This window comes from Allobosea sp. Leaf344 (assembly GCF_001426225.1).
Lineage (GTDB): Bacteria > Pseudomonadota > Alphaproteobacteria > Rhizobiales > Beijerinckiaceae > Allobosea.
In genome coordinates, this window is the sequence record NZ_LMRT01000016.1 from 152,523 (window position 1) to 164,889 (window position 12,367).

Genomic DNA, 12,367 nt, shown 5'->3' on the forward strand with positions numbered 1-12,367 from the left:
CGGCCTCAGGCCTGGACCTGCCCGCTCTCGCGGGCGAGGTAGAGATCGTGCAGCCGGTCGAGATCGACGCTGCCGGCGTCCTGGCTCAGCAGCACCTTGCCGGAGCGCATCAGATGCATGCGATCGGCGACGGAGAGCGCGATATGGGTGTTCTGCTCGATCAGCCCGATCGTCACGCCCTCGGCCTTCAGGCGCCGGATGATGCCGAAGACCTCCTTGACGATGACCGGGGCCAGCCCGAGCGACGGCTCGTCGATCAGCAGGATGCGCGGCTCGCTCATCATGCCGCGGCCCATCGCCACCATCTGCGCCTCGCCGCCCGAGAGCGAGCCGGCGAGCTGGCGATGGCGCTCCTTCAGCCGCGGGAACAGCGCGTAGACCCGCTCCAGATTGCGGGCCCGGGCCTGGCGGCAGCGCTGCGGATAGGCGCCGAGGGCGAGGTTTTCCGCCACGCTCATATCCTTGAAGACCATGCGGCCCTCCGGAACCATGACCACGCCGGCCTCGAGCAAATCCCAGGTCCTGCCGCGGATCGGCCTGCCGTCCAGCAGGATCTCGCCCTGATGCGGGACGAGGCCCATCAGCGCCCGGAACAAGGTGGTCTTGCCGGCGCCGTTGGGGCCGACGATCGCCGTCAGCTCGCCGGTCGGGAACTGCAGCGACACGTCCCAGAGCACGTTGATGCGGCCATAGCCGGCGCGCAGGCCGCGGACCTCAAGCATCGGCGGTCCCCGTATAGCTTTCGACCACGGCCGGGTTGCGGAAAACCTCCTCCGGCGTACCGTCGGCGATGAGCTCGCCGAAATTCAGTACCACGGCCCGCGAGCAGAGGCTGGAGATCGTCTCGATGTCGTGCTCGACAATGACGATGGCGAGGGCGTAGCGCTGGTGCAGCTCGCGCAGCTTGGCGATGAAGCGGCGCTTGGCATGGCTTTCGAGCCCGGCCAGCACTTCGTCGAGCAGCAGCAGCGCCGGGTTGGTGGCGAGCGCCTTGGCGACTTCGAGCCGCTTCAGCTCCTGCAAAGCGAGTTCCGTCGCCGCGTCGCGATCGGCATGCTCGGCGAGTTCCATCACCTCCAGGATCTCGTCGATGCGGGCCGGGTCGCTGGCGCCGGCGCCGAAGACCTGGGCGACGGTCAGGTTCTCGCGCACGGTGAGATGGTGCATGGGCTGCGGGATCTGGAAGGTGCGGCCGAGGCCGAGCCGCGCGCGGGCATGCAGAGGCAACTTCCCGATTTCGCGGTCCTTGAACAGGATCCGCCCCGTGCGCGGCCGTACCAGCCCCGAAATCGTGTTGAACAGCGTGGTCTTGCCGGCGCCGTTGGGACCGACCAGCCCCAGGATCTCGCCCTCGCCCATGGCGAAGGAGACCTCCTTCAGCGCGACGAGACCGCCGAAGCGGACGGTGACGTCCTCAAGCCGCAGCATGGGGGGCTCCCTTGCGCCTCGTCTGGAACAGGCCGAACAGCCCGTTGGGCGCGACCAGGATCATCCCGGCCAGCAGCAGGCCGAGCAGGATCTGGTGGCCGACCGGCAGCAGCTCCTTGGCGATGATCTGGTCGAACAGATAGATCAGCACCGCGCCCGCGACCGGCCCCAGAATGGTGCGGTAGCCGCCGAAGATCGCGGCGATGATCGGCAGCACCGACCAATTGCCGGAAAAGGCGTAATCGGGCTCGAGGAAATTGATGATATGCGCGTTCATCGCGCCGAAAAGCCCGGTGATGAAGGCCGAGAGAAGCAGCATCCAGGATTTCAGCAACGTGGCGTTGACGCCGACCACCCGCGTCGCATCCTCGCTCTCCGCCATCGCCCGCAAGGCCGTGCCGACATGGCTGCGCTTGACCGCGCGATAGACCAGCGCGCAGAGCGCCACCATGACGACCAGCAGCGCATAGCTGCCGGTGCGGCTGGAGAAATCGATCCCGGCGATGGTCGGCAGGGTGGGGAAGCGCTGGAACCCGGCCGAGCCGCCGGTGATCGAGCTCAGCTCGGTCGCGAGGATCTTGAAGATATGGGCATAGGCCAGGATCGCCAGCGCGAAATAGGGGCCCGAGAGCCGCAGTGCGGGCAGCATCACGAGCGAGCACAGGGCCGCGCCGAGGGCGCCGGCCAGCAGCGACAGCGGCACCGGCAGCCCGGCCTTGGCCGAGAGGATGGCCGAGGTATAGGCGCCGACGCCGAAGAAGGCGGCGTGGCCGAAGGAGACCATGCCGCCGAGATTGCCGAGCAGCGCCCAGGCGAGGGCGACGCCGGCGACGATCAGCCCGGAGACCATCAGCCCCATGATGTAGCCATTGCCGCCGAAGACCAGCGGGATGGCGAGGGCGGCGACGAGCAGCGCCGCGGCGGGAAGGTTGCGCATCATCGTCCCGCCCTCAGCCGCGCCGGGCCCGGGCGCCGAAGAGCCCGTTCGGCATGAAGAAGAGCACGAGCAGGAACAGCACCATGCCGACCAGCTCCTGCAGCGCCGAGCTCGCCAGTGTCACCGTCATCGCCTCGGTGACGCCGAGCAGGAGCGCGGCGCAGAACACGCCGGGGATGGAGCCGACGCCGGCCAGCACCGTCACCACGAAGGCCTTGACGGTGAGGGCGGGGCCGAGCGCCGGCTGCACCACGCTCATCGTGTAGAGCGCGACGCCGGCGACGCTGGCGAGGATGCCGGCGACGATGAAGGCGGCGAGCTCGACGCGCCTGGGATCGATGCCCATCAGCATCGAGGCGTCGCGATTGGAGGAGACGGCCCGCACGGCGCGGCCATACCAGCTGTTGCGCAGCCACCACCACAGGCCGGCCATGACCAGCAGGCTGACGACGAAGGCGAGCAGCTCGCTGTTCATCGCATAGACCGAGCCGAGGGAGACGGCGTCCTGCAGGAGGGGCGAGTTGGTGGAGCGGACATCGCTGGCGAAGACCAGCAGGATCGCATTGGTCAGGATGACGCCGATGGCGAAGGTGAGGATCAGCGAGTTGAGCTCGCGATGCTCGCGGATCCGCTCGATCAGCAGGTAGATCGCGATGCTGACGAGGGCGGTGACGGCGAAGGCCAGCGGTATCGCCGCATAGGGGTTCCAGCCGGTCCGGCTCTCGATGACATAGGCCATATAGGCCGCCAGCAGCACGAGCTCGCCATGGGCGAGGTTGATGATCTTCATCGCGCCGAAGGTCAGGGCGATGCCGAGCGCGACCAGCGCGTAGACGCTGCCGACGAGCAGCCCCGAGAAGAGCGATTGCTGCAGGAGTTCGAACATTTAGAGGGGTAGGCCTGTGCTGCGGCGCGAAGCCCAGCCCGGGCCCGGGACGGCGGTTTCACGCCGCGTCCCAGGCCGGGGCTGTGCGGGGGATCACCAGGGAAGGGCGGGGTAGGCGATCTTGCCGGTGGCGCTGGCGGCGGGCGAAACCAGCGGGATCTTGCCGTCGCGGTGCTGGCCCATGCTGAGCGCGAAATTGGGATTGTCGCCGACGGCGTTGAAGGTGATGCGGCCGAGCGGCGAGGGCCGGTCGGTCTTCTTCATCTCCGCCAGCAGGCCGCCGCTCTTCAGCGTGCCGGCATCGGCGGCGCGCGCCAGGGCCTCGCTCAGCACCATGGTCTCGACGAAGGCGAGGGTCGAGGCGTATTCGATCTCCTTGCCGAACATCTCCTTGTAGACGGCGGCGAATTTCTTGCCCTCCTCATCCTTCACCTCGACCGGGAAGGGCAGGAAGGTGGTGCCGATGACGTTCTGCATCAGGTCGGGGAAATCCGAATACATCTTCGGCGTGGCCAGCGACCAGGCGCCGACGATCGCCTTGACCTGGGGCTTCAGCACCTTGGCGGCCCGGATGATCCCGACATAGTCGTTCTCATAGGCCGACATGAAGATGATCTCGGATTTGTCCTGCAGCTTCACTTTGTTGATGATCGGCTTGAAATCGGTGATCGCCGGGTCGAACGGGTGCAGCGTCACCTTGAAGCCGAGCTTGGTCAGGCTCTCCTCGAGCCCCTTGGCCAGGAGCGCCGGGGCTTCCCGCGTCGAGGCGACGATCGAGATGCCGTTCGGCTTGAGCTCCTGCATCAGCCCTTCGACGCCGCGCTGATAGCCGGCATTGTTGTTGATGCGGAAGAAATGCGTGTTGCCGCGCGCCACCAGCTCGTCGGAGACGGCGCCGCCGGTGATGTAGACCTTGCCGAGGCGGTTGGAGGTATCGGAGGCGGGGCCGACGATGTTCGAGCCGTAGCCGCCGATGATCGCGGCCGCGCCGTCGGAGTTCAGCTTCTCGACCGCCGTCACCGCCTTGGCCGGCTGGCTCTCGTCGTCGATCACCGTGACCTTGATCTTGTGCTTGCTCTGGCTCTCGTTGAACACCTTGATCGCGACCTGCATGCCCTCGTTGAAGGCCTGGCCCGAGCGGGCGAGCGAGCCGGTCAGCGGCATATGGGCGCCGATCGCGATCTCTTCGGCCAGCGCGGGCGCCGCCACGGCCAGGCTCGTCGCGAGCAGCGTCGAGAGCAGGAATGTTCTGCGTATCATCTGTCTTCCTCCGGTCGCTCTTCGTGGCTAGGTTTCAGCCACGCGGCATTTCGCGACAGGCTGGCACGGCTGTTCGGGGACGGTCAAGTTGCGGATTTGAATTTCGCGATGCGGGACACTGGGGCCGAAACCCGGCACGGATCGCCTGCTTGACAAAGTTCGACGGCGCCGTTTCGTAAGAGGCTGCATTGCTGCGAAAGATCGTTCTGCAGTGCAGAATAGCGTGACGGGGATAGGCCTATGGAATTCGTGCGGCTGAGCCAGAATGGGCGCGTCGCGATCGCGACGCTGGACAGCCCGCCGGTCAATGCGCTGAGCGCGGGGCTGCGGCGGGATCTGCTCGCCGCCATCCGGCAATGCGCCGGCGATGCCGGGATCGACGCGATCGTCATCGCCGCCGCGGGGCGGGCCTTCATCGCCGGCGCCGATATCAGCGAGTTCGGCCGGCCGCCCGTGCAGCCGATCCTGCCGGAGGTGCTGGACGCGATCGAGGGCTGCGCCAAGCCGGTCGTCGCCGCGATCCAGGGCGTCGCCCTGGGTGGCGGGCTGGAGGTTGCGCTGGCCTGCCATGGCCGGGTCGCGGCCGCGGGTGCGAAGCTCGGCCTGCCGGAGATCAAGCTCGGCATCATCCCCGGCGCCGGCGGCACGCAGCGCCTGCCGCGGCTGATCGGCGGCGCGAAAGCCTTCCCGATGATGCTCTCCGGCGAGCCGGTGAGCGCGCGCGGCGCGCTCGAACTCGGGCTCGTCGACGCCGTGGCGGAGACGGAGCTGCTGGCCGAGGCCGTCGCGCTGGCCGAGCGGCTGGCGAAGAGCGGCGGGCTGCCGCGCACCGGCGACCGCACGGACAAGCTCAGCGCTGCGGATCGCGAGGCGTTCGAGGGGCTCGCCGCCCAGGCGGGCAAGAGTTCTGCCGACATGCCCAACGCCATGGCGCTGATCGAGGCGGTGCGCGCGGCCTATACCGCGCCGCTCGCGGAGGGGCTGGCGCAGGAGCGGGCGCTGTTCCTGAAGCTGGTGGTCGACGAGCGCTCGAAGGCGCTGCGCCATCTGTTTTTCGCCGAGCGCGAGGCGGCCAAGGTGCCGGGCATCGGCGCTGCGGTGAAGCCGCGCAAGATCGCCGGCGCCGCGGTGATCGGTGCCGGCACCATGGGCGGCGGCATCGCCATGTGCTTCGCCAATGCCGGGATCCCGGTGACGCTGATCGAGACCCAGCAGGCGCAGATCGACAATGGCATGAACCGCATCGCCGCGATCTACGACATGTCGGTCAAGCGCGGGTCGCTGACGCAGGAGCGGCGCGACCAGCGGCTGGCGCTGATCACCCCGGCGGTGGGGCTCGGCGCGGCGGCCGGCGCCGACATCGTCATCGAGGCGGCCTTCGAGGAGATGGGCGTCAAGCAGCAGATCTTCGGCGAGCTCGACGCGATCGCGAAGCCGGGCGCGGTGCTCGCCAGCAATACCTCCTATCTCGACATTCCGACGATCGCCGCCGCAACTCGGCGGCCAAAGGACGTGCTGGGCATGCATTTCTTCAGCCCGGCCAATGTCATGAAGCTCCTGGAGATCGTCCGGCCGACCGGGGTCGCCGATGATGTGGTGGTGACGGCGGTGGCGCTGGCGCGCGAGCTCGGCAAGGTGCCGGTTGTCGTCGGCAACGGGTTCGGCTTCGTCGGCAACCGCATGCTGGAGCAGCGCACCCGCGCCGCCGAGCGGCTGCTGATCGCCGGCGCGCTGCCGCATGAGGTGGATGCGGCGCTGACCGGTTTCGGCTTCAAGATGGGCCCCTTCGCCATGGCCGACCTCGCCGGCAACGATATCGGCTGGCGGACCCGCAAATCGCGCGGCAAGACCGCCGCTGTGGCCGATGCGATCTGCGAGGCCGGGTGGTTCGGGCAGAAGACCGGGCGGGGCTATTACCTCTATCCGGAGGGGGCGCGCACCGGCCAGCGCGACCCGGAGGTCGAGGCGCTGATCGCCAAGGTCTCGCAGGAGCAGGGCGTCACCCGCCGCAGCTTCACCCAGGAGGAGATTCTGGCGCGGCTGCTCGACCCGATGGTCAACGAAGGCGCGCGCATCCTCGAGGAGGGCATCGCCACGCGCCCCGGCGACATCGATGTGATCTGGCTCTACGGCTATAATTGGCCGGCCTGGCGCGGTGGCCCGATGCATTGGGCCGATGGCGTGGGGCTCGACGCGATCGCCGCCAGGCTCGCGGCGCAGGCCGCCGAGACGGGCGACCCGGCGCTGGAGCCGGCGCCGCTGCTGCGCAGGCTGGCGGCCGAGGGCAAGGGCTTCGCCAGCCTGAAGGCCGCCGCCGCATGACGCCCGAGCGCCCGATCTGGCAGCGTCGCTTCCCGGAGGCCTGCGACTGGGACGCGCCGATCGCGACGGGCACCGTGCCCGAGATCCTCGCCGCCCCGGCCGCCGCACATCCGGACGCCGTCGCCATCGAGTTCCGCGAGCGCGGGCTCAGCTATGCCGCGCTCGACGGGCTGGTTTCGCGGCTCGCAGCCGGGTTGCTGGCGGATGGCGTGGCGCCGGGCGACCGCATCGCCCTGCTCCTGCCGAATACGCCCTGGCACCCCATCGCCTTCTTCGCCGCGGCGCGGATCGGCGCGACGGTGGTGCATCTCTCGGCGCTCGATGCGCCGCGCGAGCTCGAGCACAAGCTGAAGACCACCCGCCCGGTGCGGCTGATCACCACCGATCTGCCGGGCTTCCTGCCCCAGGCGCTGCGGCTGCTGGAGGCCGGCTACGTGCCGCGGCTGCTGGTCGGGGAGGATGCGCGCTGGGGCGAAGGCGATGCCGAGCCGCTCGCCCTGCCCGCGCAGCCGGAGGTGGCGGGTCTGGAGACGCTGCTGCAGGCGCAGCCTCCCGCCGCCTGGCCCGAGGTCCGACCCGACGACATCATGCTGCTGCAGTTCACCGGCGGCACCACCGGCATGCCCAAGGCGGCGATGCTGAGCCATGGCAATCTCGTCGCGGCCGTCAACATCTACCGTCTCTGGACGGATGGCGAGCCGCTGACGCCGGCGGGCGAGAAGGTCGTGCTGGTCCTTCCGCTGTTCCATATCTACGCGCTGACGGCGGCGCTGCTGCGCCATGTCCGCGACGGCAATACGCTGTTCCTGCGCCAGCGCTTCGATGTCGAGACGCTGCTGCGCGACATCGCCGTCAAGCGCGCGACCGTCTTCACCGGCGTGCCGACCATGTGGCTGGCGCTGCTCAACCGCGCCGGGACGGAGCAGGTCGATTTCTCCTCGCTGAAGAGCTGCGTCTCCGGCGGGGCGCCGCTGCCCTTCGACGTGCAGGCGCGGGTCGAGGCCCTGATCGGCAAAAGGCTCAACAATGGCTGGGGCATGACCGAGACCGCTCCCGCCGGCGCCCGCGTGCCTCGCTCGGCCAAGCCGCGGCCCGGCCTGATCGGCACGCCGCTGCCGGGGCTGGCGATGAAGATCGTCGCGCTCGATCCGCCGCGCCACGAGCTGCCGGTCGGCGAGGTCGGCGAGATCGCGATCCGCGGGCCCAACGTCTTCAAGGGCTATCTCGACGAGCCCGAGGTGACGCGCGAGGCCTTCCACGAGGGCTGGTTCCTGACCGGCGATCTCGGCCGGATGGACGAGGACGGGCTGTTCGAACTGGTCGACCGCCGCAAGAACATGATCATTTCGGGCGGGTTCAACGTCTATCCCGTCGCGATCGAGAGTGCGATCTACGAGCACCCATCGGTCCGGGAGGTGCTGGTGATCGGCATCGCCGATGCCTATCGCGGCCAGGCCGCCAAGGCCTTCGTGAGCTTGAAGAGCGGGTGCCAGGCTTTTACTCTGGAGGAGCTGCAGGCCTTCCTGAGCGAGCGCATCGGCCGCCATGAAATGCCCCGCGCGCTCGAATTCCGCTCCGAATTGCCGCGCAGCCCGGCCGGAAAACTGCTCGCCAAAGTCCTGATCGCCGAAGAGCAGGCCAAGGCCGGCTCGCCCGCCGAACCCTCAGCCGCATAGGATCCGCTCATGACCGAAGCCGTCATCGTCTCGACCGCCCGCACGCCGATCGGCAAGGCGCATCGCGGCGCCTTCAACCAGGTCAAGGGCGCCGACATGGCCGCCCATGCCATCCGCCACGCGCTGGAGCGGGCGAAGGTCGAGCCGGAGGCGATCGAGGAGGTGGTGCTGGGCTGCGGCTATCCCGAGGCCGCGACCGGCGGAAACGTCGCCCGCCATGCCGCGCTGGTCGCCGGCATCCCGGTGCAATCGGCCGGCGTTACCGTCAGCCGCTTCTGCGCCTCGGGGCTGGAGGCGATCGCCCATGCCGCGCGGCGCGTGGTGATGGATGGCGTCCCGGTCGCGGTCGGCGGCGGCGTCGAATCGATCTCGCTGGTGCAGCCGGTGGTGAGGCGCGAGCTGACGCAGAACGATTGGCTGATGGCACATAAGCCCACGATCTACACCTCGATGATCGAGACCGCCGACATCGTCGCCGAACGCTATGGAATTTCGCGCGAGCGCCAGGACGCGTTCTCGCTGGAGAGCCAGCGCCGGACCGCCGCGGCGCAGCAGCGCCAGCTCTTCGCCGACGAGATCGTGCCGATGAGCGCGACGATGCTGGTGACCGACAAGGCGACTGGTGAGACCCGGGAGGAGCCGGTGACGCTGACCAAGGACGAGGGCAACCGCCCCGACACCACGCTGGAGGGGCTGCTCAAGCTCAAGCCGGTGCGCGGCGAGGACAAATTCGTCACCGCCGGCAATGCGAGCCAGCTCTCGGACGGCGCCTCGGCTAGCGTCGTGATGTCGGCGGAGGAGGCGGCGCGGCGCGGGCTGACGCCGCTCGGCATCTTCCGCGGCTTCGCCTCCGCCGGCTGCGAGCCGGACGAGATGGGCATCGGCCCGGTCTATGCGGTGCCGCGCCTGCTGGAGCGCAACGGGCTCAAGGTCTCGGATATCGATCTCTGGGAGCTGAACGAGGCCTTCGCCTCGCAGTCGCTCTATTGCCGCGACACGCTCGGGATCGATCCGGAGAAGGTCAACGTCAATGGCGGCGCCATCGCCATCGGCCATCCCTTCGGCATGAGCGGCGCCCGGCTGGTCGGCCATGCGCTGCTGGAGGGCCGGCGCCGCAAGGCGCGCTATGCGGTGGTGACGATGTGCGTGGCGGGGGGCATGGGCTGCGCCGGGCTGTTCGAGATCAACCAGGGATAATCGCGATGGATCTGCGTTTCACGCCCGAGGAGATCGCGTTTCGCGACGAGGTCCGGCAGTTCTTCCGCACCGAGATCCCGGCCGAGATCCGGCGCAAGGTCTCGGAGGGGCGCGGGCTGACGCGCGAGGATTACGTCACCTCGCAGCGCATCCTCAACGCCAAGGGCTGGTGCGTGCCGCATTGGCCGAAGGAATGGGGCGGGCAGGATTGGACACCGATCCAGCGCTACATCTTCACCGAGGAGATGCTGCTCGCCGCCGTGCCGCTGCCGCTGCAATTCAACTGCTACATGGTGGGGCCGGTGATCGCCGCCTTCGGATCGCAGGCGCAGAAGGAGAAGCATCTCGCGCGGATCGCCAATCTCGACGAATGGTGGTGCCAGGGCTTCTCCGAGCCGGGCGCCGGTTCCGACCTCGCCTCGCTGAAGACGCGGGCGGTGCGCGAGGGCGATCATTACATCGTCAACGGCCAGAAGACCTGGACCACGCTGGGCCAATATGCGGACTGGATCTTCTGCCTCGTCCGCACCGATCCCGCCGCCAAGAAGCAGGCCGGGATTTCCTTCATCCTGATCGACATGAAGACGCCCGGCATCACGCTGCGCCCGATCATCACGCTGGAGGGCCGCCACGAGGTCAACGAGGTGTTCTTCGACAATGTCCGTGTCCCCGTCGAGAACCTGGTCGGGGAGGAGAACAAGGGCTGGGACTACGCGAAATTCCTGCTCGCCAACGAGCGCACCGGGATCGCCCGCATCGGCCTGTCGAAGGAGCGCCTCGCGCGGATCAAGCGGCTGGCCAGGGAGATGCCGGCGGGCGAGGGCATGCTCTTCGAGGATGCCGGCTTCCGCGAGCGGCTGGCCGAGGTCGAGATCGAGCTCAAGGCGCTCGAGCTCACGCAGATGCGCGTGGTCGCGGCGCAGGGCCGGCGCGATCCGACCAAGCCCGATCCGGCCTCCTCGATCCTGAAGATCAAGGGCTCCGAGCTGCAGCAGGCGACCACCGAGTTGCTGCTCGAAGTGGCGGGCCCTTTCGCACTGGCGGCGCCGGTGCGCGGCGCGGCGCTGGCCAATGACTGGCCCTTCGATTTCGACTGGGCCGATGGCGCGGCCGCCAGCTATTTCAACAACCGCAAGGTCTCGATCTATGGCGGGTCGAACGAGATCCAGAAGAACATCATCGCCAAGGCGGTGCTGGGATTGTGACGGTGGCGCGCGCCTGCGCCGCTGCGAAAAGGACTGAACGATGGATTTCGATCTCTCCCCGGAACAGACGCAGCTGCAGGACGGCGTCTCCCGCCTGATGGCGGCGCGCTACGGCTCGCTGGAGGCGCGCAAGGCCCTGGGCAGCGGGCCCGACGGGTTCAGCCACGAGGTCTGGGCGCAATTCGCCGAGATGGGCCTGCTCGGCATCCCCTTCAGCGAGGCGGAGGGCGGCTTCGGCGGCGGCCCGGTCGAGACGCTGGTGGTGATGGAGGCGCTGGGCAAGGGGCTGGCGCTGGAGCCCTATCTGGCGACGGTGGTGCTGGCCGGCGGCGCGCTGCGGCTCGGAGCCTCCGCCGCGCTGAAGGAGCGCATCATCCCCGGCATCGTCGAGGGCAGCGCGCGGCTGGCGCTCGCCTTCACCGAAACCCAGTCCCGCTACACGCTGTCGGACGTCGCCTGCAGCGCGCGCCGCCAGGGCGACGGCTATGTGCTTGACGGCCGCAAGGCGGTCGTCATCCATGGCGACAGCGCCGGGCATTTCGTGGTCAGCGCCCGCACCTCCGGCGAGCGGCGCGCGCGCGACGGCATCAGCCTGTTTCTGGTTCCCGCCGATGCGCAGGGCGTCACGCGCCATGGCTATGCCACGCAGGACGGCGGAAGGGCGGCCGAGATCGCCTTCTCGGATGTCGGGCTGGGGGCCGAGGCGCTGATCGGCGAGGAGGGGCAGGGTCTGCCGATCCTGGAGCGCGTGGCCGAGCACGCGATCGCGGCGCTGGCGGCGGAGGCTGTCGGCATCATGGCGGCGCTGCACGCCCTGACCGTCGATTATCTCAAGACCCGCCAGCAATTCGGCGCGCCGATCGGCCAGTTCCAGGTGCTGCAGCATCGGGCCGTGGACATGCTGATCGCGCTCGAACAGGCGCGATCCATGGCCTATTACGCGGCGATGATGGTCGAGCATGAGGATGCGCAGGAGCGGGCGGCGGCGCTTTCGGCGGTGAAGGTGCAGATCAACCGCTCCTGCCGGCTGGTGGGTCAGGAGGCGGTGCAGCTCCATGGCGGCATCGGCATGACGATGGAATATCTCGGCGCGCATTATTTCAAGCGGCTGACCATGATCGAGAGCCTGTTCGGAGACACACCGCACCATCTCCGCCGCGTCGCGGCGGCCGATGGGCTGGCGGCCTGAGCGATGCGTGATCGACGGAACACAGCGTCATTGCGAGGAGGCGTGGGCGAGGAGGCGACCCGGGGGGCGTAGAGCTCTACGAGCTGGGTTGCTTCGCTACGCTCGCAAGGACGGATGGCCGTCATTGCGAGGAGGCGCAGCCGACGAAGCAACCTAGGGGGTCGTAGAGCTTAACGAGCTGGGTTGCTTCGCTGCGCTCGCAAGGACGGATGGCCGTCATTGCGAGGAGGCGCAGCCGACGAAGCAACTCAGGGGGACGTCGCGCTC

10 protein-coding genes are annotated in these 12,367 nt (G+C 68.7%); 5 read left to right on the top strand and 5 right to left on the bottom strand.

The window, feature by feature from the left end; genetic code table 11:
- Positions 1 to 5: 5 nt before the first annotated feature.
- The 5 genes from ASG72_RS18920 to ASG72_RS18940 all read right to left on the bottom strand — a co-directional run bounded on the left by ASG72_RS18920 (position 6) and on the right by ASG72_RS18940 (position 4,511).
- Complete coding sequence (locus ASG72_RS18920; RefSeq protein ID WP_056715941.1) at positions 6 to 722, bottom strand: ABC transporter ATP-binding protein; 717 nt, start codon at positions 720 to 722, stop codon at positions 6 to 8.
- On the bottom strand, positions 715 to 1,428 hold the full coding sequence (locus tag ASG72_RS18925; protein ID WP_056715945.1) for an ABC transporter ATP-binding protein: 714 nt from the start codon (positions 1,426 to 1,428) through the stop codon (positions 715 to 717). The genes ASG72_RS18920 and ASG72_RS18925 overlap by 8 nt, the downstream gene beginning before the upstream one ends.
- Positions 1,415 to 2,368: a branched-chain amino acid ABC transporter permease gene (locus tag ASG72_RS18930; RefSeq protein WP_056715948.1), complete on the bottom strand. Its 954-nt coding sequence runs from the start codon at positions 2,366 to 2,368 to the stop codon at positions 1,415 to 1,417. Before ASG72_RS18930 ends, ASG72_RS18925 begins: the two co-directional genes overlap by 14 nt.
- A gap of 10 nt (positions 2,369 to 2,378) precedes the next feature.
- Positions 2,379 to 3,251, bottom strand: a complete 873-nt coding sequence (locus tag ASG72_RS18935) for a branched-chain amino acid ABC transporter permease (protein WP_056715951.1) — start codon at positions 3,249 to 3,251, stop codon at positions 2,379 to 2,381.
- Positions 3,252 to 3,344: 93 nt separating this feature from the next.
- The gene (locus ASG72_RS18940) at positions 3,345 to 4,511 is read right to left on the bottom strand and encodes an ABC transporter substrate-binding protein (RefSeq protein WP_056715954.1); all 1,167 of its coding nucleotides are present in this window, start codon (positions 4,509 to 4,511) and stop codon (positions 3,345 to 3,347) included.
- Between the two features lie 240 nt (positions 4,512 to 4,751).
- On the opposite strand from ASG72_RS18940, the gene ASG72_RS18945 reads away from it, so the two are divergent.
- From ASG72_RS18945 to ASG72_RS18965, 5 genes are read left to right on the top strand one after another with little or no spacing between them, the layout of a single operon-like run.
- Entirely contained in the window at positions 4,752 to 6,833 is a 2,082-nt protein-coding gene (locus ASG72_RS18945) for a 3-hydroxyacyl-CoA dehydrogenase NAD-binding domain-containing protein (RefSeq protein WP_056715957.1), read from the top strand.
- Positions 6,830 to 8,509 (top strand): AMP-binding protein, encoded by a 1,680-nt coding sequence (locus tag ASG72_RS18950; RefSeq protein ID WP_056715959.1) that lies wholly within the window; start codon positions 6,830 to 6,832, stop codon positions 8,507 to 8,509. The genes ASG72_RS18945 and ASG72_RS18950 overlap by 4 nt, the downstream gene beginning before the upstream one ends.
- A 9-nt stretch (positions 8,510 to 8,518) precedes the next feature.
- Positions 8,519 to 9,706: an acetyl-CoA C-acyltransferase gene (locus ASG72_RS18955; RefSeq protein ID WP_056715962.1), complete on the top strand. Its 1,188-nt coding sequence runs from the start codon at positions 8,519 to 8,521 to the stop codon at positions 9,704 to 9,706.
- Positions 9,707 to 9,711: 5 nt separating this feature from the next.
- Positions 9,712 to 10,911, top strand: coding sequence for a pimeloyl-CoA dehydrogenase large subunit (gene pimC / locus ASG72_RS18960; protein ID WP_056715964.1), 1,200 nt, complete (start codon positions 9,712 to 9,714; stop codon positions 10,909 to 10,911).
- Between the two features lie 40 nt (positions 10,912 to 10,951).
- Positions 10,952 to 12,100: an acyl-CoA dehydrogenase family protein gene (locus ASG72_RS18965; RefSeq protein ID WP_056715965.1), complete on the top strand. Its 1,149-nt coding sequence runs from the start codon at positions 10,952 to 10,954 to the stop codon at positions 12,098 to 12,100.
- Positions 12,101 to 12,367 lie beyond the last annotated feature (267 nt).